The 24,252-nt window shown below is 66.9% G+C and carries 26 protein-coding genes and 1 riboswitch; of the genes, 21 read left to right on the top strand and 5 right to left on the bottom strand.

The window, feature by feature from the left end; translation table 11 throughout:
• Positions 1–135 precede the first annotated feature (135 nt).
• From AC4LGL_RS20080 to AC4LGL_RS20045, 8 genes are read left to right on the top strand one after another with little or no spacing between them, the layout of a single operon-like run.
• Positions 136–729, top strand: coding sequence for a peptide deformylase (locus AC4LGL_RS20080; protein WP_491840305.1), 594 nt, complete (start codon positions 136–138; stop codon positions 727–729).
• Complete coding sequence (locus AC4LGL_RS20075; protein ID WP_491840304.1) at positions 729–1,658, top strand: N-acetylglutamate synthase, CG3035 family; 930 nt, start codon at positions 729–731, stop codon at positions 1,656–1,658. The genes AC4LGL_RS20080 and AC4LGL_RS20075 overlap by 1 nt, the downstream gene beginning before the upstream one ends.
• A 31-nt stretch (positions 1,659–1,689) precedes the next feature.
• The gene (locus tag AC4LGL_RS20070) at positions 1,690–2,511 is read left to right on the top strand and encodes an exodeoxyribonuclease III (RefSeq protein ID WP_491840303.1); all 822 of its coding nucleotides are present in this window, start codon (positions 1,690–1,692) and stop codon (positions 2,509–2,511) included.
• 52 nt (positions 2,512–2,563) lie between these two features.
• On the top strand, positions 2,564–4,132 hold the full coding sequence (locus AC4LGL_RS20065) for an AAA family ATPase (protein WP_491840302.1): 1,569 nt from the start codon (positions 2,564–2,566) through the stop codon (positions 4,130–4,132).
• A complete protein-coding gene (locus AC4LGL_RS20060; RefSeq protein ID WP_491840301.1) occupies positions 4,129–4,743 on the top strand; it encodes a hypothetical protein in 615 nt (204 codons plus the stop codon). The genes AC4LGL_RS20065 and AC4LGL_RS20060 overlap by 4 nt, the downstream gene beginning before the upstream one ends.
• Entirely contained in the window at positions 4,740–6,602 is a 1,863-nt protein-coding gene (locus AC4LGL_RS20055; protein ID WP_491840300.1) for a vWA domain-containing protein, read from the top strand. Before AC4LGL_RS20060 ends, AC4LGL_RS20055 begins: the two co-directional genes overlap by 4 nt.
• Positions 6,595–7,209, top strand: a complete 615-nt coding sequence (locus AC4LGL_RS20050; protein WP_491840299.1) for a hypothetical protein — start codon at positions 6,595–6,597, stop codon at positions 7,207–7,209. Before AC4LGL_RS20055 ends, AC4LGL_RS20050 begins: the two co-directional genes overlap by 8 nt.
• The gene (locus AC4LGL_RS20045; RefSeq protein WP_491840298.1) at positions 7,202–8,515 is read left to right on the top strand and encodes a phenylacetate--CoA ligase family protein; all 1,314 of its coding nucleotides are present in this window, start codon (positions 7,202–7,204) and stop codon (positions 8,513–8,515) included. Before AC4LGL_RS20050 ends, AC4LGL_RS20045 begins: the two co-directional genes overlap by 8 nt.
• Here the strand turns inward: AC4LGL_RS20045 and AC4LGL_RS20040 are convergent.
• The 4 genes from AC4LGL_RS20040 to AC4LGL_RS20025 all read right to left on the bottom strand — a co-directional run bounded on the left by AC4LGL_RS20040 (position 8,496) and on the right by AC4LGL_RS20025 (position 12,603).
• Positions 8,496–9,233 carry an LOG family protein gene (locus AC4LGL_RS20040; protein WP_491840297.1) on the bottom strand — a complete coding sequence of 246 codons (738 nt, stop codon included), beginning with the start codon at positions 9,231–9,233 and terminating at the stop codon, positions 8,496–8,498. The genes AC4LGL_RS20045 and AC4LGL_RS20040 overlap by 20 nt on opposite strands.
• The gene (locus AC4LGL_RS20035) at positions 9,230–9,871 is read right to left on the bottom strand and encodes a class I SAM-dependent methyltransferase (RefSeq protein ID WP_491840296.1); all 642 of its coding nucleotides are present in this window, start codon (positions 9,869–9,871) and stop codon (positions 9,230–9,232) included. The genes AC4LGL_RS20040 and AC4LGL_RS20035 overlap by 4 nt, the downstream gene beginning before the upstream one ends.
• A 22-nt stretch (positions 9,872–9,893) precedes the next feature.
• A complete protein-coding gene (locus AC4LGL_RS20030) occupies positions 9,894–10,772 on the bottom strand; it encodes an LppU/SCO3897 family protein (RefSeq protein ID WP_491840295.1) in 879 nt (292 codons plus the stop codon).
• 73 nt (positions 10,773–10,845) lie between these two features.
• Positions 10,846–12,603, bottom strand: coding sequence for an MFS transporter (locus AC4LGL_RS20025; RefSeq protein ID WP_491840294.1), 1,758 nt, complete (start codon positions 12,601–12,603; stop codon positions 10,846–10,848).
• Between the two features lie 513 nt (positions 12,604–13,116).
• Positions 13,117–13,226: riboswitch (TPP riboswitch) on the top strand.
• Between AC4LGL_RS20025 and thiC the strand changes: the two genes are divergently transcribed.
• The 10 genes from thiC (at position 13,216) to AC4LGL_RS19975 (ending at position 21,718) form a co-directional block, all read left to right on the top strand.
• Positions 13,216–14,853, top strand: coding sequence for a phosphomethylpyrimidine synthase ThiC (gene thiC, locus AC4LGL_RS20020; protein ID WP_491840293.1), 1,638 nt, complete (start codon positions 13,216–13,218; stop codon positions 14,851–14,853). (Overlaps the previous riboswitch by 11 nt.)
• A 7-nt stretch (positions 14,854–14,860) precedes the next feature.
• Positions 14,861–15,694 carry a bifunctional hydroxymethylpyrimidine kinase/phosphomethylpyrimidine kinase gene (gene thiD, locus AC4LGL_RS20015; protein WP_491840292.1) on the top strand — a complete coding sequence of 278 codons (834 nt, stop codon included), beginning with the start codon at positions 14,861–14,863 and terminating at the stop codon, positions 15,692–15,694.
• Positions 15,691–16,317: an alpha/beta hydrolase family protein gene (locus tag AC4LGL_RS20010; protein WP_491840291.1), complete on the top strand. Its 627-nt coding sequence runs from the start codon at positions 15,691–15,693 to the stop codon at positions 16,315–16,317. The genes thiD and AC4LGL_RS20010 overlap by 4 nt, the downstream gene beginning before the upstream one ends.
• Positions 16,314–16,868 (top strand): septum formation family protein, encoded by a 555-nt coding sequence (locus tag AC4LGL_RS20005; RefSeq protein WP_491840290.1) that lies wholly within the window; start codon positions 16,314–16,316, stop codon positions 16,866–16,868. The genes AC4LGL_RS20010 and AC4LGL_RS20005 overlap by 4 nt, the downstream gene beginning before the upstream one ends.
• A 46-nt stretch (positions 16,869–16,914) precedes the next feature.
• Entirely contained in the window at positions 16,915–18,291 is a 1,377-nt protein-coding gene (locus tag AC4LGL_RS20000) for a cytochrome P450 (protein ID WP_491840289.1), read from the top strand.
• Positions 18,288–18,557, top strand: a complete 270-nt coding sequence (locus AC4LGL_RS19995) for a DUF3303 domain-containing protein (RefSeq protein WP_491840288.1) — start codon at positions 18,288–18,290, stop codon at positions 18,555–18,557. The genes AC4LGL_RS20000 and AC4LGL_RS19995 overlap by 4 nt, the downstream gene beginning before the upstream one ends.
• Before the next feature lie 99 nt (positions 18,558–18,656).
• A complete protein-coding gene (locus AC4LGL_RS19990; protein WP_491840287.1) occupies positions 18,657–19,580 on the top strand; it encodes a DUF5996 family protein in 924 nt (307 codons plus the stop codon).
• Positions 19,581–19,605: 25 nt separating this feature from the next.
• Positions 19,606–19,905, top strand: a complete 300-nt coding sequence (locus AC4LGL_RS19985; protein WP_491840286.1) for a CDGP domain-containing protein — start codon at positions 19,606–19,608, stop codon at positions 19,903–19,905.
• 42 nt (positions 19,906–19,947) lie between these two features.
• A complete protein-coding gene (locus AC4LGL_RS19980; RefSeq protein WP_491840285.1) occupies positions 19,948–21,432 on the top strand; it encodes a flavin-containing monooxygenase in 1,485 nt (494 codons plus the stop codon).
• Between the two features lie 16 nt (positions 21,433–21,448).
• On the top strand, positions 21,449–21,718 hold the full coding sequence (locus AC4LGL_RS19975) for a DoxX-related protein (RefSeq protein ID WP_004571515.1): 270 nt from the start codon (positions 21,449–21,451) through the stop codon (positions 21,716–21,718).
• Here the strand turns inward: AC4LGL_RS19975 and AC4LGL_RS19970 are convergent.
• Complete coding sequence (locus AC4LGL_RS19970) at positions 21,685–22,932, bottom strand: TetR/AcrR family transcriptional regulator (protein ID WP_491840284.1); 1,248 nt, start codon at positions 22,930–22,932, stop codon at positions 21,685–21,687. The two genes, AC4LGL_RS19975 and AC4LGL_RS19970, sit on opposite strands and share 34 nt — an antisense overlap.
• Before the next feature lie 96 nt (positions 22,933–23,028).
• Here AC4LGL_RS19970 and AC4LGL_RS19965 point away from each other — a divergent pair, with 96 nt between their 5' ends.
• From AC4LGL_RS19965 to AC4LGL_RS19955, 3 genes are all read left to right on the top strand, one after another.
• Positions 23,029–23,253, top strand: coding sequence for a hypothetical protein (locus tag AC4LGL_RS19965; RefSeq protein ID WP_064880536.1), 225 nt, complete (start codon positions 23,029–23,031; stop codon positions 23,251–23,253).
• Positions 23,254–23,266: 13 nt separating this feature from the next.
• The gene (locus tag AC4LGL_RS19960; protein ID WP_491840283.1) at positions 23,267–23,593 is read left to right on the top strand and encodes a hypothetical protein; all 327 of its coding nucleotides are present in this window, start codon (positions 23,267–23,269) and stop codon (positions 23,591–23,593) included.
• Positions 23,594–23,624: 31 nt separating this feature from the next.
• Positions 23,625–24,252: DUF222 domain-containing protein (locus AC4LGL_RS19955; protein WP_491840282.1), on the top strand; the 628-nt coding region annotated here is incomplete at its 3' end.

The following is a 24,252-nucleotide window of genomic DNA, read 5'->3' as shown; positions in this document are numbered from 1 at the left end:
GCTCCCTGGACCCTTCCGACACGTGAGAAATAACATCGCTGTGGTTCGGCGATTATTCAACCACGGCTTGCTGGCTTGAGCTGACACATAAACCCGCGAGTCGGGTGAGAAGGATTGCCACCTTAAGCTTCCCCCATGGCCGTCGCACCGATTTGCATCGTCGGGGATCCCGTTCTGCACACACCGACCGAGCCGGTGCCTGTCGGCCCGGACGGCTCGCTGCCCGCGGATCTACCCGAACTCATCCAGACCATGTTCGACACCATGGACGCCGCGAACGGGGTTGGCTTGGCCGCCAACCAGATCGGTGTGGCCAAGCGGTTGTTCGTCTACGACTGCGCCCCGACCCGTGGACAGGTCACACGCCGCCGCGGGGTCGTCATCAACCCGGTGCTGGAAACCTCCGAGGTTCCCGAGACGATGCCCGACCCCGACGATGACGAGGAAGGCTGCCTGTCCGTGCCGGGCGAGAATTTCCCGACCGGCCGGGCCGACTGGGCACGGGTCACGGGCCTGGACGCCGACGGCTCGCCGGTCACTCTCGAGGGCACCGACTTGTTTGCCCGGATGCTGCAGCACGAGACCGGGCATCTCGACGGATTCCTCTACATCGACCGCCTCGTGGGCCGCTACGCGCGGGCTGCCAAGAAGACCGTCAAGCGCAACGGCTGGGGTGTACCCGGCCTGTCCTGGATGCCCGGCGAGGTCCCGGACCCGTTCGGGCACTGATGCCGGCATTACCCGCGCTCGGGTCGCGGGTCAGCCTTCGGTACCAGCTGCCCGCCGGGTCGGCCAAGCCGCTCACCGACGTCATCGGGCACCTGGAGCAGCTCGAGCCGACGGTGCTGATCCGGACCAAGGACGGCGAGCTCGTCGACGTCGCGCCGGCCGACATCGTCAGCGTGCGCGAGCTGTCGCACGCCCCGGTGCGGGCATCGGAGATCCGCGCGCTCGAACATGCTGCGGCGCTGGCCTGGCCGGGCGTCGAGCAGCAATGGTTGGGCGGTTGGCTGCTGCGTGCTGGACACGGAGTCACCAGCCGCGCCAATTCGGCGATCCCGTTGGACATGTCGGCCCAGATCGCCGATCTCGCCGCGGTGCGCGACTGGTACCGCGAACGTGGCCTGCCGGCCTGGCTGGCCCTGCCCGAGCGGCTCCTGCCGCTTCGCACCCCTGGCATCAAGCCGGCCCGGGTCATGGTGCGTGAGCTGCCGGCCCCTCCCTCTTCCTCCCCGAATGTCACGCCGGCGCAACCCTCGCCGTCGAGTGTCACGCTGGCGCAGCAACCGGACGCACAGTGGCTCGAGATCTACGAACGCGAGGTCCCCGTCGATGTCCTGACGGCCGTGGTCGACGGGCAGCTGACCTTCGCGACGGTCCCCGGTTGCGCGGTGGGCCGGGGTGCGGTGACGACGGCTCCGGACGGGACGCCCTGGCTGGGTATCTCGTCGGTCCGGGTCTCCCCCGCCCAACGCGGGCAGGGCCACGCCCGGTCGGTGTGCGCGGCGCTGGCGACCTGGGGTGCCGAGGCAGGTGCCCGGCGGGCCTACGTCCAGGTGGAGGTCGACAACCACGCGGCGATCGTGCTGTACACCTCGCTGGGTTTCCGGCTGCACCACCAGACCCGGTACGTCGCGGCCGACGACGTCCTCGGCTGACGCCGACCCGAACCCTCTACCCTCTTACTTCATGCGCCTGGCCACCTGGAACGTCAATTCGATCCGAACCCGAGTGGACCGCGTGGTCGACTGGCTGGAGCGCGCTGACGTCGACGTACTGGCCATGCAGGAAACCAAGTGCACCGACGCGCAGTTCCCGATGATGCCGTTCGCGGCCTTGGGCTACGAGGTGGCCCACGTCGGGCTCAACCAGTGGAACGGCGTGGCCATCGCGTCTCGGGTCGGCCTGGATGACGTGGAGATCGGGTTCTCGGGTCAGCCGGTATGGGGCGGTAGCCCCGGAAAAGAACCAGTGGAGGCCACCGCTGAGGCCCGCGCGTTGGGCGCGACCTGCGGTGGGGTGCGGGTGTGGAGCCTCTATGTGCCGAACGGCCGCACCCTGGCCGATCCGCACTACGCGTACAAGCTGGATTGGCTTGCCGCCCTGCGGGATACTGCTGCCGGCTGGTTGAAGGACGATCCGGAGAAGCCCATCGCGCTGGTCGGCGACTGGAACATCGCCCCCAAGGATGAGGACGTCTGGGACATGGCTGTCTTTGACGGCCGCACCCATGTGTCCGAGCCCGAGCGGGCCGCCTTCCAGGCCATGCACGACGCCCAATTCACCGACGTGGTGCGACCTTTCACCGAAGGGCCGGGGATCTACACCTACTGGGACTACACCCAGCTGGCGTTCCAGAAGCGCCGCGGCATGCGCATCGACTTCATCCTCGGCTCCCCCGGTCTGGCCTCGCGGGTCACCGGCGCCGAGATCGTGAAGGACGAACGCCGCCCCAAGAAGGGCACCACAGCGCCCAGCGACCATGCCCCGGTCGTGGTCGAGCTCGGCTGACCCTCTCTGCCAGGGCGGGACGGTTAGCATTGGCGCGACGGGAGGGGGCCGGATGACGACTAGGTGGAGCGCGGTATCCAAATCGCCGACCCTGCCCGTGGGCCACGCGCCGGCCGCCGGCCTCACCGCCGCCGATCTGTTCACGCCACCGACGGAGCCGACGGTCACTCTCGACGAGAAGCTGCGCCGCGCCTACTTCTGGCTGATCAACAAGGCCGTCATCTCCCCGTTCTACGACGTCGAATTCGGCTCGGACACGACCGTCAACTACCCGCTCGGTGACGCGGGTGCGTCCCTGAGCCTGCCCAGGCAACCTGCCTACTCCTCCAATGTCCTTGTCCCGCTGCTGACTTTCGCGGTCGGCGGACGCTGCCTGCTGATCGGCGGACCGGGCCGCGGCAAGACCACCCTGGCGGTCCTGATGGGAGTGCTGGCGGGGTCCACCCCCGCCGACGTGCGCCGCCACGTCCAGCAGGGCCAGCCGCAGCTGACGGTGGGTGATCTGGTCGGGATCCCGTTGCCCCGTGATCTGGTGCAGGCCGGCAGCCTGGACGAGATCACCATCGCCTGGAAGAGCTGGTTGACCGCGCCGGTCAAGATCCTCGACGAGTACAACCGGATTCCGACCAAGACCCAGTCGGCGCTGCTGACCATGGTCGCCGAGGGTTATGTGGAAAGCCACGACCAGATGCACGTCACCGCACCGGAACACGGGGTGGAGAGCTGGTTTTTCACCGCCAACGACGACGGCGGTGGCGGCACCTTCCCCGTGATCCAGGCGCTGCGCGACCGTATCGACGTGACCGTGCAGGCGTTCGGTTTCAACAGCCGGTTCCTCGACGAGCTGGTGAGCCGGGTGGAGGCCGGGGACCGGCCGGAGGACAACGTGCCCGCCGAGCTGGTGTTCGGTGCAGCCGAGCAGGCGGAGATGGTCCGGGCGATCCGGGCGATTCCGGTGCCCACCGACGTACGCCGCCGGTTGGAGTTCTTCGTGAGCCACTTCGAGTTCGTCCAGCACGGTGGCCGCCGCTTCGAGTACCGGACCAAGGATGTGGTGGCCACCGCCGGTCTCGAGGTCGAGCAGATCATCGACGCCAACTCGGGCGCCGATCTGCAGATCGATCTCGGCGCGCAGACCGTCAACGGGGTGTCGGTGCGCTCCCTGCAGAACCTGGTGCTCTACGCCAAGGCGCTGGCCTGGTTCCGGGGCAACGACACCGTCACCCTCGAGGACGTGCGGGCGATGGTTCCGTTCGCCCTGCGCGGCAAGCTGTTACCGAACACGGCCCATCCCCGCTTCGACACCGGCGCGGACCGGGAACTGGCATCGGATCCGGCGAGTTGGCTGACCGATCTGTTCGACACCTCATGCCGGGAGTTCGTCGCACTGGAGCGCGACGGCGATGATCCGGTGGCCGAGCTGCTCGACGAGTTCGGCCGCGGCCTCGACGGTTTGGACGCTCTCGAGGTGTCGCGGCGCCTCACCACGATCGAGGCTCGCATCCTGGCGGTCTCCGGCGTCGGCAAGATCTACGGCCGGGATTTCGACGATCTGGTCGCGTTGAAGTATCTCTACCAACGGTATTCGAACTATCTGCACTGGCTGGAGAGCGGCCGGTGATTGCCCGGGCGTACCACCAGGTCAACCTGGACCTGCCCACGCCCGCCGAGCTGCCCGCGGTGCCCGGTCTCGATCTGGCCATCTCGGCCGACAACGTGGCCCGCTTCGGCGGTGATCCGCAGCGGTACCGCCATGCCCTGCGCGGCATTTCGGCCGCGCGGGACGTGATGTTCAACGTCGCCGCGGTGGCCGCCTGGCGGGCCGGGGTGCTGGGGATCCGCGACGATGCATTGTCCCGTCTGCAGCTGCTCCCCGTCAACCTCGCGGCGTCGGTCCTGGGCCTTCCGGTCGACGCGGTCGTCCCGTTCACCGATGGGCAGGCAGTCGACCGGTTCTACTGGCCGTTGCGCCCACCCGGTCAATTGATCGCGCGGATCGGCGGTTTCACCGGCCTCGGCGGCAGGTGGGACCAGCCGCCGACCGATCCCTCCCCGCGTGGGCCCGGCAGGTGGACGGTGAATGTCGGCGCGCAGCAGCGGCAGATCGATGCCGACGTGTTCGGCCACCTCATTTCCGACGCAGCCGCACCCGGCCCGCCGACCGACGGACCCGCCACGGCGCAGCTGGTGGTGCGCCCGACCTCGTACCTGGCCGAGATCTGGCCGGCATGACCGGACGGGCGCCGACCGATCCCGAACTGGTGGCCTGGCGGGCCGCACTCGACCTGTGGGGCGTGCAACTCCATCCGCCGAACATGGTGCGCGACAGCGCGACCGGGACATTCGCCTGGTTCTCGTTTCCGCCGTCGATCTCGATCGACGTCGACGAGCTGGCCCGTCACGGCGCCGAAGATCACCTGGTCAGCGTCTTCGCCCATGAGATCGGCCATCACGTGCTGTCTCCGAGCACCCGCATCGTGTCGTTCAAGCTCATGCAACAGATGGCCCGGGCGATCGTGGCGAGCGACCCGCGGCGCGCCATCCCCGTCACCCGCACGGCCCGGCATCTGTCCAATCTGTGGTCGGATCTGCTCATCAACGACCGGGTGGTCCGCATGCAGCGCAGGCAGCATCCAGGCACCGAGCCGGACATGATCACGTTGTGGCGCACGCTGACCGCCCGCGAGCCGGTGTCGAATGCAGCCTGGTGGGTACTCATGCGCGCCTACGAGTTGCTGTGGTCGCTGCCGTCGAACACGCTGTGCCCCAACGATCCCCCTTCTGTACCGAAGGCAGTTCGAGAAGACGTGCGGGCCCGCCAGCACGTCGACCCGGCCACGCTCGACGTGTCGATGGTCCGCGAGGACCTTCAGGAGAAGGAACGTGCCCACCGGGTAGCCGCCATGCGGGTGCGCGCCATCCAGGACGAACTATTGCTGAGCCAGCCAGTACAACCGGTCGCCGACGCCGAGTACGTGGCACAGGCGATCCGGACCTTCGGGGCGGACCCGGTGGGCGGTGCGCTTACCTTCGGCATGGTCCTGGTGCCCTACCTGGTGCTGGAGTCCATGATCGCCGACGGTGCCGCTCTGCCCGCCGGCGGATGCGCCGAACAGGGCGGAGCACCTGCGACGGCAGCCGAACTCGCGCAGGTGCTGGCCGACCCACGACTCGACGAGCCGCCGGTTCACCCCGCGGCGGCCGCGGTCGGCGCCCCTCCGACGGTCCAGTCTCCGGGCCAAAGTTACGGTGTCGCAGAGACCTTGGCCTTGTTCGATGGGTCCGATCCCAACGCCGTGATGCTGGCCTGGTACGAGGCGCAGGCCCGGCCTTGGATCCGCCCGCTGCTGCAATCCGGGCGCGGCGTCGCCGACGAAGGGATCCCCGGGCCGTTGGAGACGTGGGAGCTCGGCGACGATGCCACAGAGCTGGACTGGCCGGCGACCCTCGCGGTGAACCCGGTGGTGGTGCCCGGGGTGACGACGCGTCGTCGCACCCAACTTCCCGACGATCCTGCCCCCGCCACCGAGGCGGTGACGCTGGATCTCTATATCGACTCGTCCGGCTCGATGCCGAGCCCCCAGCGTGGTTCCTCTGCCGTGCTGGCCGGGATGATCCTGGTGCTGTCGGTACTCAAAGGCGGTGGGCGGGTTCGGGTCACGTCATGGTCGGGCCGGGGCCAGGTCGCCGGGGACAGCGTGTACACCCGGGACCGGTCGGAGATCATGCGCCAGCTGACGACGTTCTTCAGCGGCGGCACCGTGTTTCCCCTCGATCTGCTGGCGCACCGGTATCCACCCGGTGACCACGATCCTCATGAACTGCGCCACTTGGTGGTGCTGTCCGACGACGGTTTGATGTCGCTGTTCGGCGCCGGCCAGGAGGAGTACGCCGGGGTGGCGGCGGCGGTGCGGCGGCAACTCGACACCGCCACGCTGCTGGTACAGAACCGGTCCCGTTCCGTGGCCGGGCCGGCCGCCGAGGCGGGGTACGACGTCGATTACCTGCACAACATGTCCGATGCGCCGGCCGTGTGCGCGAGGCTGGCCGCGCACATCGCCGGGTACCGGCGGGAGGTGCTGCGTGGCTGAACAATTGGCGAACTGGTTCGCCGAGGAATTGGACGAGCAGGCGGTGTGGTCGACACTGAAGCCCGGCGCAGGAGTCGACGAGGTTGCGGCGCGGATGGCGAGCACGCCGCAGCCGTTTCTCGCCGACACCGTCGATGTGGTGGCGCTGGCGTGCGATGTGTTCAACCACACCGGTTGCGCCGCGGCCGCCCAGCGCATCGCCGAGAGGGGCTCTCCGGCGTCCCGGCGGGGCGCCGCCATCGGGTTGTGGTTGTTCGCCAGCGCGGAGATGATCGGTCCGTTCACCGCACCACTCGACGACCGTAAGGCTGCGACGGCGTTGTTGGCGTTGGCATTTCGGGTGGCACCGCTGGTCGATCCGGGCCGGTGGCTCAGCGATGCGGACCGCCGCGACGAGGCGGTGCGCACCTTCCTGCTGTGGAACGGCCTGCTGCCGTACGGAGAGGACGTTCAGCAGGCCCGTTCGCTGTTCGAGATGCGCGATTCGGTGCGACGCGAAGGCGCATTGGCGCAGGCATTGGCCGATCACGAACATCGCATGGCCGTACAACGCCGCCTGGCCGACGCCAAGGCGAAAGAAGCTGCGGCACGGTACAACAGTGAGTGACGATCCGCTGGGGCTGGAGGATTATGTTCCGTTCGGCCAGGTAGCGCTGACCGATGAGCAGCGCTGGCCCGGTCTGTCGGTGGCCGGGCGGAAGCGGCTGGCAGCCCTGGAACAGCACCCGCACGCACCGGCCTGGCGCCACCGGGTCGGGCACCGGCTCACCCCCGCCGAACAACAAGCCGCCACCCGGCAACTGCCCCTTGATGATTGGCTGCCGCAACATCTCACACTGGCCCGCACCTTGCCCGCCTATCGCCGCCACGCGGGTCCGCTGGACAGTCTCACCGACTTTCCGCTGATCGGGCGTGAAGACCTGGTCGACGACATCGCCGCGTTCGTCCCGCCCGGCGCCGACCTCAGCCGGATGCTGCACGGCACGAGCTCGGGCAGTACCGGCGCCGCCCTGGTGATGCCCGACGACCCGGACGAGTTGGCTCGCGGATTTCACTGGCTGCGCGGGCTGGTGGGAGCCGAGTGGGAGCCGACGGACCATCGGGTGGCCTTGGTGCAGACGGTGTTTCAGCGGCAGGCCTTCACCTATACCTCGGTGATCCCGGGCTTCGATGAGGCGTTGATGGCCCGGCTTAACCTGCATCCGGCCGCCTGGGCAGGTGGGTCCACACAGCGCGATGCGTATCTGCGGGACACCGATCCGCAGGTGATCAGCGGCACTCCCACGTCGTTGGAGGCACTGCTCGAGCCCGGTCTCGCCGCCGTATTGCGGCCGCTGGCCCTGATCTCCGGGGCGATGACACTGACGGCGCCGTTGCGCCGGGCACTCGAGGCGGCCTACGACTGCCCGGTCCTCGACGTCTACGGCCTGCACGAGACCCGACCCATCGCGGTGAGCGACGACGGCGGACCATTCGTGCTGGCTGAGCGCCGCGTGCATGTCGAGGTGCTGGGCGGTGAGGTCGTGGTGACGTGCGGCGAGAACCAGTTTCTGCCGCTGGTGCGCTACCGCACCGGTGACCATGCGCGGCTGGTCACCCATCGTGGCCGGCCCGCTCTTGCCGATCTGGAGGGCAGGGAGGCAACGGTTTTCGTGTCGGCCTCGGGAATCGCGGTGCCGTGCGTCGACCTCACCCAGCAGCTGCAGGCCGCGGGTGCCCGCGGGTGGCGCGTCGACCAGGATGCGCAGGGTCGCGTCTCGGCGGTGATCGCGTCCGGTGACAGGCACCGGGTGGCCGAGGCGCTGGTTCTGCTGCTGGGACAGCCCATCGAGGTGACCCACGTGGCGACGCTGGCCGAGCTGGGGCCCGGCAAGCCGCGCCGCTATTCCTCGGCTAGCGCGCCGACGCAGTGATGAGTTCGACGGCTTCGGCCACGCTGTCGGTGCAATGAAGCAGGGCCAGATCGGATTCTGAGATCTTTCCGCCGGGCAGAACGGTGTTCCGGATCCAGTCGATCAGACCCGACCAGTAGTCGACACCCAGCAGGATGATCGGAAACTGGGTGACCTTGTGGGTCTGCACCAGGGTCAACGCCTCGAACAGTTCGTCGAGCGTGCCGAATCCGCCCGGCAGGCACACGAAGGCCTGGGCATATTTGACGAACATGGTCTTGCGGACGAAGAAGTAGCGGAAGTTGATGCCGAGGTCCACCCAGTGGTTGAGGCGCTGCTCGAAGGGCAGTTCGATACCGAGTCCGACGGAGTAGCCGCCGGACTCGCTGGCGCCGCGGTTGGCCGCCTCCATCGAGCCAGGACCGCCGCCGGTGATCACCGCGTAGCCCGCCTGCACCAGCGCGATACCCAGTTCCTCGCCCAACCGGTACTCGGGTGAGTGCGGTTCCGTGCGGGCCGACCCGAAAACGGTGACAGCCCTCGGCATTTCGGCGAGAGCATCGAAACCGTCGATGAACTCGCCCTGAATGCGCATCACCCGCCACGGATCGGTGTGCACCCAGTCGGTGGGGCCGCGCCGGTCCAGCAGCCGCTGATCGGCGGTCGTGGTGGCACAGCGGTCGCGGCGCAGTTGCACCGAACCGCTGATCTGAGGCTGGCTGTCGTCGTTCTCGGTCATGCGGGCTTCACGCCCACAGTGATGGCGTCGGAGATCGGCGTCCATACCGGCCGGCGTACCCGATGTTGTTCGGCGACGGTGAATCCGGCCGCCTCGAACAGCGCGCGCATCTCCGGCTCGGTGGGACTGTGCGCGGGTGCACCCAAGTCAGCCGACAGCGCATGCAACGGCAGGAAGGTGCGGCGCGGGCTCATCGTCGTCACCGCCACCATTCCCCCCAGCGCCAGCACCCGGTAGAACTCCGCGAGCGCGGCGGGCTGGTCGAAGAAATGAAAAGCCGAGGTGGTCACCACCGCGTCCAGGAAGCCGTCCTGGAACGGCAGTTCCTCGGCCGGGGCCGACTTCCACCGCACCTGATCGGACCGCTTGCGCGCCTGGGCGAGCATGCCGTCGGACATGTCCAGGCCGTAGACCTCGTCGGGGAGTAGTTCACGCTGGATGCGGTCGGCCAGGATGCCGGTACCGCAGGCGATGTCGGCAATCGCACGGGCCCCGCGCTCCTGCAGTTGGGCGATCACCTCGTCCTGGGCGGGCCGGTACACCCACCGCTGGAGGCAGCCCTGGTCGTAGGCCGGTGCGGCAAAACTCCAGAAGCGCGTGATGGCGTCGTTGAATCCGCGGCGCTGTGTGGTGGTCACGAGCCCGAGTGTAGGTGGGCTACTACGGCGCCTCCACGCAGTAGACCCTTGCCGGCCTGGGGAAGGTCACCGTCGTCGCGCCAGAACCACATACGGCGGTGTCTGTTGATCCGTCGACCCGCTTTACGACTTTTGTGACTGCGTCTGGGTCGGAACATTCCACTGGAGTGACGCGCTTGCTCGCCTCGCTGACGTCGAAGCAATCACCCTCCTCGACGTTCAAGATGAAGCAGTAGGTGATGGACTCGTTGACGAGCACGGCGTAGTTCGAGTCGTCCCGTTTGCCGTCCGGGCATGGCGCGGATCCGCCACCTTTCGACGCCAACTCGTAGATCGCCTCCGCGCCGCTGCAGCTGACCGCGGTGAGGTTCATATCTGCCTTGTCGTACTGGTCGCCGGTGATGCAATCTCCCACCGCCAGGCCACCAGAGCCGCCCGAGCTCGAGGCCCCGGAACCTGAGCTCGAGCTCGACTCCGCCGCGCGTGACGCCATCCGCCCGGCCAACCCCAACAGGCCGAGCACGAGCAGAATTGCACCGATCACGATCATCGCCGTGCCCGACTTCCTCGGTGGCGCGCCGTATGGCTGTGGCGGGACCGGCGGATACCCGGGCTGCTGCGGATAGCCGGGCTGGTAACCCTCCTGCGGGTACCCCTGCTGCGGATAGGTCGGCGGATAACCCGGCTGCTGGTAACCCTGCGAGTAACTCTGGGGGTACCCGGGCTGCGGATAGCTCGGCGGGTATCCGGGCTGGCCGCTCGGCTTCGACTTAGACGACGAACGCCGAACCAGGCCGAGGATGAGCAGGAGCAGCCCCAACCCCGGTATGAACAGCGTGCCGATGACGTAGCCCGCGGATTCTGCAGCGCTTCCGGCGGCGGCCAGTGTCTGAACGACCATGGCGGCGAGTATCCCACGAGGCGACCGGAAATCGGTTTGCTGACCGGCTGCTCAGTGCCCCGTCGCCGGCCGCTCAGGCCTCGTTGTCGGCTCCCGCCTCCGTCCCATAGCGGCCCGCGCTGAACATCGACGCCACCGCACCGATCACCATCATCACGGCCGCGGCGGTGAACACCACCGTCAGACCGGAGTGGAAGGGCTCGGTGATCAGCTGCGGGAAGAACGTCTGGCCCGTGATGACGTCCGCGTTCACTCCCGGCTGGTGCAGCGCGTCGTACGGCGCGAGCAACTCGGCCATCGGGTTGTAGCCGAGGAAGGCCGCGAAGAGGCTGCCGACCGGGGGCAGGTTCGCCACGTCGTTGGCCACCGAGGCCGAGACACCCTGCTGGGTCAGTCCGCTGGTCAACGCCGCCGGCAGCGTGTTGGCCAGCCCGACGATCATCAGGGAGAAGAAGATGCCGATCGACAGCGAGTTGCCCGCGTTGAAGAACGTGGACCGCACGCCGGAGGCCGCCCCACGCTGACCGGCCGGCACGCTCGACATGATGGCCGCGGTGTTGGGGGCCGTGAAGATGCCGCCGCCGAGGCCGTTGAGGAACACCAGGATCGCGAACACCCAGTAGTCGAAGTTGACCGGGATCATCAGGAGCGCCACGAAGGTGGCCGCCATCAGCAGCATGCCGCCGACGGTCAGCGGCCGCGCACCGATGCGGTCGGAGAGCGACCCGGCGATCGGCGCGGCGACCAGGAACCCGACGGTGACCGGCAGCAGGTAGATGCCGGCCCACAGCGGGGTGGATTCGAAGCTGTAGCCGTGCAGCGGCAACCAGATGCCCTGCAGCCAGATGATGAGCATGAACTGCAGCCCGCCGCGTCCGACCGAGGACATCAGCCCGGCGAGGTTGCCCATACCGAACGCCGCCGATTTGAACAGTCGGATGTCGACCATCGGTGACGACACCTTCAACTCGACGGTGCAGAACGCCACGAGCAGCAGCAGGCCGATCGCGATGGAGCCCAGCACCCACGGGCTGGTCCAACCGGTGGTCGAGTCGCCGTAGGGCTGGATGCCGTAGGTGATGCCGATCAACAGGACCGTCAGGCCCAGCCCGAAGGTCAGCGTGCCGGCCCAGTCGAGCCGCCCGGCGGTGCGGACACCGAGTTCCTTGAGCGAGCGGTAACTCCAGATCGTGCCGAGGATCCCGATCGGCACACCCACCCAGAACACGGCCTTCCAGTGCCATTCGGACAGGAAGCCACCGATCAGCAGTCCGAGGAATGACCCGGCGACGGCGGCCACCATGTTGGTGCCCAGTGCCATGCCGCGCTGGTTGGCGGGGAAGGCATCCGTGAGGATGGCCGACGACGACGCCATCAGCATGGCGCCGCCGACACCCTGCACTACGCGCCAAGCGATCAGCCACACCGCACCGCCACCGAGCTGGAAGGGGTCGAAGGACAGCGCGATCGCGGCCACGGTGAAGACCACGAAACCGAGGTTGTAGATGCGCACCCGGCCGTACATGTCGCCGAGACGCCCGAACGGCACGACGAGCACCGCGGTCACCACCAGGTAGCCCATCAGCATCCACAGCAGGTAGCTGACGTTGCCGGGGGCGAGCGGGTTCAACCCGATGCCGCGGAAGATCGCCGGCAGCGAGATCAACACGATCGAGGCGTTGATGGAGGCCAGCAAGATGCCCAACGTCGTGTTGGACAGCACCACCCACTTGTAGAAGGGGTGGTCGTGATCCATCCGTTTGCGCCGGTCGGCGGTCTCGGCCTCGGCGGCGTCGACGCCTCCGGCCGCGTTCGTCATCTCAGTCGTCATTCCGTCTTCGCTCTAGTGGCAATCGAGGGGCGCTGGGCCCAATACGTGTAAAACACATATATTAGCTATACAAATCATGTGTGGGCAATCTGAGCGGGCCTCGAATCTCGCCGTTTTCGACCCGAGGGTCGCCAAACCACGCGATCGGCCAACCCTGGAGTCGAAAACGGCGGCATTTCCCAACGCAGCTCGAACCCCACAGAAACCGTGGGCCGGCGATGGCTCCGTGAACGCCCGACAGGCCCTATTTGCGCGACTCGACACGGGCGCAGCTGTACGCCCGCAAATAGCAGCCCTGGCCTAGACAGTTCCGAGACCCGGTAGATTCTCCGCTCCAAGTCAGGGCTCCCTTTGTGCCGCAACACTATTCACATTCATTAGACATGCTCTAAGTGTCGGGTTGCAGCCACCTGGTGACTGCAATCCGCGGCGTAAGTGCCGCGAAGGCCTGCCCACACCAAACATGACCGTTACTACCCAGCGGAGTACATCTGCGCTAGGTTGGGCCCTGCAAACCACACACGCGGGAGTGCGCACGAGCGCACTGAGAGGACGGGTACGCCCGTCGACCGTAAGAACCTGACCGGGTAATGCCGGCGTAGGGAGATGAAAATGAGTAGTAGCGTTTTTGTTGACGGCACTGTCGACGCATCAGTGACCACCGGTCCGATCACCGGAAGCACCAAGGTCTATCGCGAGATCAATCATGACGACACGACGATGCGTGTGCCGTTTCGCCGGGTGAACCTGACCAACGGGGACCATCTGGACCTGTACGACACCTCGGGCCCGTACACCGACGACGGCGCGGTGATCGACCTGAACTCCGGCCTGCCGTCACGGCCCGGGATACACAAAGACCGCGGCACCCAGTTGCAGCGGGCCCGCGCCGGCGAGATCACTGCCGAGATGGCGTATATCGCTGAACGCGAAGGCGTTTCACCAGAGCTGGTGCGTGACGAGGTAGCTCGGGGCCGGGCGGTCATCCCGGCCAACCACAACCACCCCGAGGCCGAGCCGATGATCATCGGCAAGGCGTTCGGTGTGAAAGTCAATGCCAATATCGGTAATTCGGCCGTCACGTCCTCGATCGGCGAGGAGGTCGACAAGATGGTGTGGGCCACCCGGTGGGGTGCCGACACGATCATGGACCTGTCGACCGGCAAGGACATCCACCAGACGCGGGAGTGGATTCTGCGTAACTCCCCCGTTCCGGTCGGCACCGTGCCGATCTACCAGGCGCTGGAGAAGGTCAACGGGGACCCGACCAAGTTGACGTGGGAGATGTACCGCGACACCGTGATCGAGCAGTGCGAGCAGGGTGTCGACTACATGACCGTCCATGCCGGCGTGCTGTTGCGCTACATCCCGCTGACGGTCAAGCGCGTCACCGGCATCGTGTCGAGGGGCGGGTCGATCATGGCGGCCTGGTGCCTGGCGCACCACACCGAGTCGTTCCTGTACACCCACTTCGAGGAACTGTGCGAGATCCTGGCCCGCTACGACGTGACGTTCTCCCTGGGCGACGGGCTGCGACCCGGGTCGATCGCCGACGCCAACGACGAGGCCCAGTTCGCCGAGCTGCGCACGCTGGGCGAGCTCACCAAGATCGCGAAATCCCATGGCGTGCAGGTGATGATCGAGGGGCCGGGCCACGTTCCCATGCACAAGATCGTCGAGAACGTGCGACTCGAAGAGGAGTGGTGCGAGGAAGCGCCGTTCTACACACTCGGCCCGCTGGCCACCGATATCGCTCCGGCCTATGACCACATCACCTCGGCGATCGGCGCGGCCATCATCGCCCAGGCCGGCACCGCGATGCTGTGTTACGTCACGCCCAAGGAGCACCTGGGCCTCCCGGACCGCAAGGACGTCAAGGACGGCGTCATCGCCTACAAGATCGCCGCGCACGCCGGCGACCTCGCCAAGGGACACCCCCGCGCCCAGCAGCGCGACGACGCACTCTCCAAGGCGCGCTTCGAGTTCCGCTGGCACGACCAGTTCGCATTGTCGTTGGATCCCGACACCGCGCGCGAGTTCCACGACGAGACACTGCCCGCCGAACCGGCCAAGACCGCGCACTTCTGCTCGATGTGTGGCCCCAAGTTCTGCTCGATGCGCATCACGCAGGACATCCGCGATGCCTACCCGGACGGGGTGGCCCCGGAGGATATCGAGCGCGGCATGGCGGAGAAATCGCAGGAGTTCGCCGACCACGGCAACCGCGTCTATCTACCCTTGACCACGTGAGGCTCAAGTGAACTTCTTGCCGTTGACCCCTGCGGGTGAGACCCCGCTGCGGGTGATGACCATCGCCGGGTCCGATTCCGGCGGTGGTGCCGGGATCCAGGCCGACATGCGGACCTTCGCCATGCTCGGCCTGCATGGCTGTGTCGCGCTGACGGCTGTGACGGTGCAGAACTCGGTGGGCGTCAAAGGTTTTCACGAGGTGCCGCTCGACATAGTTTCGGACCAGATGCGGGCGGTCGTCACTGATATCGGGATCCAGGCCGCCAAGACCGGCATGTTGGCGTCGTCGGAGATCATCACCACCATCGCCGAGACCTGGCGGGCAGAGGGGCTGGGAGCAGTGCCCCTGGTCGTCGACCCGGTGTGCGCCTCGATGCACGGTGATCCGCTGTTGCACCACAGCGCCCTCGACGCACTGCGCACCGAGCTGTTCCCGCTGGCCACGCTGGTCACCCCGAACCTCGACGAGGTCCGGTTGCTCGTCGACATCGAGGTCGTCGACGAGGCCTCGCAGCGTGACGCGGCTCGCGCACTACACGCGCTCGGTCCGCGGTGGGCACTGGTCAAGGGCGGGCACCTGCGCTCGTCGTCGGCCAGCCCGGATCTGCTGTTCGACGGCACGGAATTCCACGAATTCGCGGCGCCGCGGATCGATACCGGCAACGATCACGGGGCCGGCGACACCTTGGCTGCGGCGACGGCTTGCGCTCTGGCACATGGCTATTCGGTTCCGCAGGCAGTGGAGTTCGGCAAGGCCTGGGTGACCGAATGTATTCGGGCCAACTATCCGCTGGGCCACGGCCACGGCCCGGTGAATGCCTTGTTCCGGTTGCAGCCGTGAACCTCGACGCGATCGCCGGCGTCGCTCACGAACCCGAGGCAACCCCGACGGGCGTCGTGGTGCTCACGCATGGTGCCGGGGGCAACCGGGATTCGGCGATGCTGGTCAAGGTCTGCGACGAATGGGCGTCGCGGGGCTGGCTGGCCGTGCGCTACAACCTGCCCTACCGCCGCCGCAGGCCCAAGGGACCGCCGTCGGGATCGGCGGCAGGCGATCAGGAGGGCATCGCGGAGGCGATCGCACTGGCCCGCAGTCTGACCGATGGCCCGGTGATCGCCGGCGGGCATTCCTACGGCGGGCGGATGACGTCGATGGTCGCGGCGAACGGGGCAGGTCCGGACGTGCTGACGCTCTTTTCCTACCCGCTGCATCCGCCGGGTAAGCCGGAACGCGCGCGCACCGAGCATCTGCCCGACATCACGGTGCCCACGGTGTTCACCCACGGCACGTCCGATCCGTTCGGCACCATCGAGGAGCTCACCGCCGCCGCGGGCCTCGTAAGCGGACCGACCGAGCTCGTAGTCATCGAGGGCGCCCGCCACGACCTCGGATCCAAGCGCCTGGACGTGCCCGCCCTCGCGGTGGATGCGGCGCTGCGGGCACTCGATATCGTCGAGCCATGACCTACCCGCCCGGCCCCACTGGTCGCCCCGGACCGCAGGGCCACAACTACCCGCCACCGCCGCCGCAGCCGTATTCCACCGGCCCCGACCAGTTCTCGGCGACGCCGAAGAAATCCCCTGCGCTCAAATGGGTGCTGCTGGGTGTCGTGGTGCTGGTCGCGCTCGTGGTGGCGGCCGGCGCGGTGTTCTATCTGGCTCGGGACCGGGGCGCCACCGAGGCCAGCCAGGTTCGGTCGGGCGATTGTCTGGCCGACATCCCCGACAGCAGCCGGGTGTTGTACGTCAAGTCGGTGGGATGCGATCAGCCGCACAAGGGCGAGGTGTTCGCGGTGCTGCCGCTGCCCGACGGAGATTTCCCGGGCGACGCCGCAGTCGTGAAGTACGCCGACAAGTGCGCCCCGGCACTGGCCGAATACGCCCCCGAGGCCAACTCGGAATCCGGGGTCCAGCTGTTCGTCCTGTACCCGACGGCCGACTCCTGGCAACGCGGGGACCGTAGCGTGACGTGCATCGCCACCAGCAAAAACTCCCGCACCGGCAAAATAGGGTAACGCGCTACTCTAGGCCGCCCGGACCGCGTGGTCAGACACTCGATCCATGGTCGAGATCGATACCCGGGCCGCAGCCACCCTGCCGCTCGCACCACGCAATCCGCTGTCCTACCGACAGACGATCAAGGCGATGCGGTCCTTCATCGAGGGGCATCAGCGGCTGCGCGACGCCGGAGGCCCGGTCAGCCGGATGGTGCTGGGCCCACGATGGCTGGTCCCCCCGGTCCTGTTGGTCACGTCGCCGCAGGGCGCGCGGGATGTCCTGGGCCGCCGCGATTCGATCGCCGATCGCGGCACCGCCCTCAACATGGTCGAGCTGCGCCGGCTGATGGGCGGCAACCTGTTGAACCTGCCACACGAGCGCTGGCTGCCGCGACGGCGAACGCTGCAGCCGATGTTCACCAAGCAGAACGTGCCACGGTATGCGGGGCACATGGCCGCCGCGGCGGATTCGATCGCCGGCGGCTGGCGCGACGGTACGACGGTCGATCTCGATGTCGCGTGCCGGACGCTCACGCTGCGGGCGCTGGGCCGCTCGGTATTCGGCGTGGATCTCGACGAGAACGCCGACGACGTGGGCCCCGCACTGCGTACCGCGTTGTCCTGGATTTCCGACCGGGCGGTCCGTCCGGTCAACTTCCCGCAGTGGGTGCCCACCGGCGGCCAACGCCGGGCCAGGGCGGCCAACGCCCGCCTGCATGAACTGGCCGCCGAGATCCTCGCCGCGGTGCGGGCTGATCCCGACCGCGATGCACCGCTGGTGCGCGCGCTCATCGAGGCCCGTGACCCCGACACCGGACGGGAGCTGGCCGACGACGAGATCTGCGATGAATTGGTGCTTTTCATGCTCGCCGGGCATGACACCACCTCGACGACGCTGTGTTATTCGCTGTGGGCGCTGGGCCGCGATCCCGAGCTGCAGTCCCGCCTGTACGACGAAGTCGCGGCGCTGGGCGATCGCACTCTGACGCCCGAGGATGTGCCGCACCTCGAACACACGGTCCGGGTGCTGCACGAAGCTCTGCGGCTCTGCCCACCCGGTGCCGGCACCCCACGGACGCTCAACGAGGAGGTGATCGTCGACGGCTACCGCGCCGAGGCCGGCACGATGGCGATGGTCAATTTCTACGTCATGCACCGCGACCCGGCACTGTGGGACGACCCGCTGACCTTCGACCCCGACCGCTTCAGCCCGGAACGTTCAGCAGGTAGAAACCGTTGGCAGTATCTGCCTTTCGGCGGCGGACCGCGGTCCTGCGTCGGCGATCACTTCGCCATGCTGGAGGCCACCCTGGCGCTGGCGACCATCGTGCGCGCGGTCGCGGTGACGTCCCTGCGCGACGACTTCCCGGTGGACACCCCCTTCACCGTCATCGCCGCCGAGCCGATCCCGGCCCGGATCACCAGAAGGAGTACGCCATGAAATTCATCGTGCACTGGACTCAGTCACAGGCGAACTACCGGGATGCGGTGGAGAAGTTCAAGCAGACCGCCGGCGCCGTCCCGGAAGGCGCGACGATGCTTCACCGTTGGTGGGGCATGAACGGCCAGGGCTTCGCCATCGTCGAAATGGACGACGCCAAGACCATGTTCGAGTCGGTCGCGGAGTGGAGCGAGTTCCTCACCTTCGACATCACGCCCTGTGTGGAAGACGCCGAGGCAGGGGAGGTGATCGCAAAGCTGTTCTGATCCCCGACGCGGTGCCGTCGTTCCGCCTCTAACCTCGGTGACGCAAAGCTAGGCTGGCGTCACCACGAGTCGTCGACGGCGGAAGGTGGCATCAGTCTCATGAACGCTGGTCCAGGCAACCCTTGGCCCGCGTTGCGGGTGTCCGATTGGGAACCCACCCGCGACACCCTGCACATGTGGACTCAGATCGTCGGGAAGATCCGGCTGACACACTCACCACTGATCAACCATTGGTGGCAGGTGACCTTCTACGTGAGCCCGCGCGGTCTGACCACGTCGTCGATCCCGTATCGAAACCGGTTGTTCGACATGGAGTTCGACTTCATCGACCATGTGCTGACGATCCGTACCAGCGACGGCGGATCCCGCACCGTTGCGTTGAAGCCGAAATCGGTCGCCGAGTTCTACGACGAAACCTTGACCGCTCTGCAGCAACTGGACATTCAAACGCGAATCTCGGCAAGCCCCAATGAGGTCGATCCGGCCATACCCTTTGCCGAAGATCACCAGCACGCCTCGTATGACCCCGAAGCCGCCAACTTGTTCTGGCGTCAACTGGTCCAGTCGCACCGGGTGATCAACGATTTCCGTTCGCATTTCATCGGCAAGGTCAGCCCCGTGCACTTCTTCTGGGGCTCGTTCGACATGGCCTGCACCAGATTCTCCGGTCGACCCGCGCCCGAGCACCCCGGCGGGGCACCCAACTGCGCGGATTGGGTGATGGTGGAAGGGTATTCGCACGAGTTGAGCAGTTGCGGTTTCTGGCCGGGCGGTGGCGAGGAGGGCGCGTTCTACGCCTACGCCTATCCGGAACCGGAAGGCTTCGCCGACTATCGCGTCGGCCCGGACGCAGCGTTCTACAGCGCGGACTTTCGGCAGTTCCTTCTGCCGTACGAAGCGGTGCGGACTGCCTCCGATCCCGACCGTGCCCTGCTAGATTTCCTGCAATCGACCTACTCCGCCGCAGCCGATCTGGCCGGCTGGGACCGGGCAGGTCTGGAATGCGATCCACAGCGCTGGTGACACCCACACGGAGACGGAGAACCCCATGAAGCTCTGCATCGTCGGCAGCGTGGCTGTTGCGCTGATAGCCGGCGGGTTGATCACCTCAGCGCCACCGGCTGCCGCCGGCTGCCAGTACGGCGGGCCGGTGATCAGTAAGTGCGACGGGCCCGTCCAACCCGACGGCACCTGGGAGCGGTGCATGGGGACCTGGGGCTATGTGCCGAGCGGCTTCAGCTCCCACCTGGTTCCGGTCAAGCGCTGCGACGTGATGGGGCCCGGCCACGAGATCGCTCCGTGGGACACCCCGTTCGCCGACCCGCCGACGCGCATCGACGACAACTGAGCCCTCGACAAAGTACCCGGTACCTGCGGTACTGTTTGCAGCATGAGCCCGGGGGAATTCGAGGCAGTGATCGTCGGCGCGGGGTTCGCCGGCATCGGCGCCGCCATCCAGCTCAAACGGCTGGACATCGAGAACTTCGTGATCCTGGATCGCGAGGACGATCTCGGCGGCACCTGGTACGTCAACCACTACCCCGGCCTGGCCGTCGATGTGCCGACCACGACCTACTCGTACTTCTTCGAACCGAACCCGAACTGGTCGAGGCTGTTCTCCACCGGCACCGAGATCAAGCGGTACGCCGACGACGTCGCCGACAAGTACGACGTGCGCCGCCACATCCGGTTCAACACGACCGTCGACGGCGCCCACTGGGATGACGAGGCTTCGCTCTGGCGAGTAACCGTCGCCGGTGGCGAGACCTTGAGCGCGCGCTTCCTGCTCACCGCCACCGGCTTCCTGTCGCAACCTCACACACCTGACATCCCCGGCATCGCCGACTTCACCGGCAAGGTCATCCACACCACCGACTGGGACGACGACTACCGGCCCGACGGCCGTCGTATCGCGATCATCGGCACCGGCGCCACTGCCGTTCAGCTCATTCCGGAGCTGGCTCGCAAGGCCGCTGACCTGACGGTGTACCAGCGCACCCCGATCTGGGTCGTGCCCAAGATCGACCTGAAGTTCTCCGCCGGGGTCAAGGCCCTGTTCGCCAAGGTCCCGCTGACCCAGCGGGCCGTGCGCGCCGTCACCGACGCCATCTACGCGTTCATGGTCGACACCGCCGTGCTCAAGCACCGGTACTTCCGCCGGTTCAACATCGCCGCGGCCGACCTGGCCAAGCTGCACCGGTTCGCCTCGATCCGCGACCCCGAACTGCGCCGCAAGCTGACCCCTGACTACGACTTCGGTTGCAAGCGCCCGACGTTCTCCAACGGCTACTACCGCGCTTTCACCAAGCCGAATGTGCACCTGCAGGCCGACGGCATCGAACGCATCGATGCCCAGGGCATCGTCAACGCCGACGGCAGCAGGACCGATATCGACACCCTGGTGCTGGCGACGGGGTTCGATCTGTGGGAGGCCAACTTCCCGGCGATCGAGGTGATCGGGCGTGATGGCCGCAACCTCGGCAAGTGGTGGCGGGAGACCCGGTTCCAGGCCTACCAGGGTGTCTCGATGCCGTACTTCCCGAACTATCTGAGCCTGGCCAGTCCGTACGCGTTCCTGGGGCTGAACTTCTTCAACACCATGGAGTACCAGATGCATCTGATGGACCGGTTGTTCGGTGAACTCTCGCGCCGGAAGGCGACGACGTTCGAGGTCACCGAACAGGCCAACGCCCGCTATCTGGACCGGATGACGGAGTTGCTGGGTGACTCATTGTTCACCCTCGGTAACTGCGCATCGGCACGGTCGTACTATTTCAATCCGAGCGGCGAGGCAACGCTGCTCCGACCGATGACGACCCGCCGGGCCGTCACGGAAGCTTCACGATTCCCGTTGAGCGACTACACATTTGCCTGATCAGAGAGGATCACACATGGCAGAGGGCAAGAACTCCAAGCTGGTCAAGCTCGTCGGCCTCAGCGTGGCCGGCGCCGGCGTCTCACATTTTGTGAAGCCGCAGCTGTTCGAGTCGATCACCAAGCCGGCGTTCCCCAAGGACACGCAGAAGCACATCTACACCAACGGTGGTATCGAGACCGCGATCGGCCTGGGCCTCCTGCTCCCCAAGACGCGCAAGCTGGCCACCATCGGCACGCTCGGCTACGTGGCCTACCTGGCCGGCAACGCCGTGCGTAACCGGTAACGGCCCAGCAGCGTCATATCGACCATGACCGCGACGACGGCTCGGGCCTGCTCCGAATTCTGATAATTCATGAGCCGGCCCAAGTCGATCACCAACGCCATCGCCGCATGAACGGCGAAGCGCGCCTGACCGGCACTCCACCGCGGGCGCACCGGCATGACCACTTCGACCCACGATTCCACCGCCGCCCGCTGAAGGTCGCGCAGGATCTTCTGGTCGGCGGGCGTCATGTTGAGGCGTTCGGTGTAGTAGACGTAGTCGAGTTCGGGGTGGTCGAACGAGCGGGCCACATAGTCGTCGATGAGCGCGCCCAGAGCCTGCTCGGGATCCGTTGCCGCGCCGAGCACCTCGGCCATGTCGGAAGACAACCGGTCGGCGGCGCGTCGGAACCCGGCCGCCAGGATGTCGGACTTGCCGGAGAAGTACCGGTAGATCCCCGAGGCGGGCATGCCGACCGCGGCGGCGATGTCCTCCATGGTGGTGTCGCGGTAGCCGTTCTGATTGAACAGCCGCATCGATTCGGTCAGCAGCGCTTCGTATTTCGTCGTGCTCACGACGGGTGTCGGCGTCACCGCCGGACCCGTCGCGTTGGGGAACTCCGGCAACTCGGCGGCCAGCACGGTGTCGCAGATATCGGCGAGCAGCGTGCGGATCTGACCGGCGGGCAGCTTGGACCGGTGGTCGACGACGCTGCCGATCACGCCGAGCACCGCAGTCGACAGGGTCCAGCGGGCGTGCGAACTCAGTTCGGGTCGCAATTCCATCAGCGGCCGGTGAATCCGTCGGTGCACGGTGCGCACCTGGGCGTCCAGGGTGCTCTGGTCGTCGCCGCGCAGATAACGCGCCTCCCAGCGGTACAACCCGCCGGATTCGCGATTAACCAACGCGGTGTCACTGAGCGCAGCGACGATGAGACGCAACCGCTCCCGCGGGTCCCCGTCGGCCTCGTCCGCGAACGCCGTACCGTCGACCAGTTGCTGGCTGAGGTTGAGCACGGCATCGCGGAACAATTCGTACTTGCTGGAATAGTGCCGGTACAACGCGGCCGCGGAGATCCCGACCCGCGAAGCAATGGCCTCCATGCTGACGCCGTGATAGCCCAGCGCGCTGAAAGACTCCGCCGAGGCCCGCGCTATCTGCGCCTTTCGGTCTTTGGGTCGACGCCGCACAACACTGGCACCACTGTCGATCGACCGGGGCGAGATGCGCGCCATTCCGTCACCATAACGGACCGAAGTGCCGGGTCAAAATGGTAATCCGGCAGAGAATAGGCGTTAACATAGACCGGGTTGAGGCCGGATGGGGGTCGCGTGTTTGCCAAGTTGCGGAGGTTGCTGGCCTACCGCGTCGCACTCGGCGAACTCATCGTCGTCGCTGTCGTGCTGGGAGTGCCGTATCTGTTGATCGGCACGGTCTGGTCCGGCACGCACACCGATCACCTGCCGTCGATGGGCGGCCTCGACGCCGTGGTGTCTTTTCTCGGGTCGATCGTCTCGTGGCCGGTGTTGTTGTTCACCGACGTCTGCATGACCTGAAGGGGGAAGAGTAGTGAGTTTTCGCGCCGTCTACATCGGCATCGCCGGGGCCGTGGTGTTGGGCATCGGCCTGTATCTACTGAGCCTGCCGGTCTACCTCGACGACTTCGATCAGTTCGGAATGCAGATCCCCTGCGGCTCCGGGTATTCGAGCCACCTCGTGCAGGCCAACGCCGCCGGCCAGGACTACGTGGACAAATGCGGGTCGGCGGTGCTGACCCGCAGGCTGTGGACCATCCCAATCGCCGCAATCGGGGCGTTGGCCCTGATCGCGGTGCTGTTCCGGGCCGCGACGTCCTCGGCACACGAGACGCTGCTACCCAACCGCGATACGCCCTGACACAGCGCCGCAGAAACTTGTCGGTGGTCGAATGTATGTTCGATTCATGGTGGCGGGTGCGGTCCAGGCGGTAGCGGGGTTACGCGCCGCGTACGACGCGTTCGCCGGGTGTGATTTCGGTTCGTTGACCCGCGCTGAGCTGGTCGCGGTGCTCGACGAGTACGAAACCCTGACGTGCCAGCTGCCTTCGGTGGCGCATCGGCTGCTGGCTCACCTGCAAGCCGGATCCACTGCGCAGGAGTTGGGCGCCAAAACCTGGAACGAGGTGCTGCGCATCCGCTGGCGGCTCTCGACCACCGAAGCCAGCCGCCGCCTCGGTGAGGCCGCCGAGTTGGGGCCACGGCGTTCGTTGACCGGGGACCCGTTGCCTGCGGAGCTGCCCGTGGTCGCTGCCGCCCAAGGCGCGGGGTTGATCAACGGGGATCACATCAAGGTGCTGCGCGATGCGGTGCACCGACTACCGGGCTTCGTCGACGTCTCGACTCGTGAGCAGTTCGAAGCCGACCTGGTCCGGGTCGCGGTCGGGGTCGGTCCCAAAGAACTCAAAGACACCGCCGAGTTGCGGTTGTTCCTGCTCGATCAGGACGGTCCCGAACCCGACGACACCGAACGGGCCCGCACACGCGCGATCACGATGAGCAAGCAGGGCCGCGACGGTA

This window comes from Mycolicibacterium arcueilense (assembly GCF_058536225.1).
The sequence above is the reverse complement of the archived record's forward strand: the minus strand, read 5'-3'. Positions and strand labels throughout refer to the sequence as shown.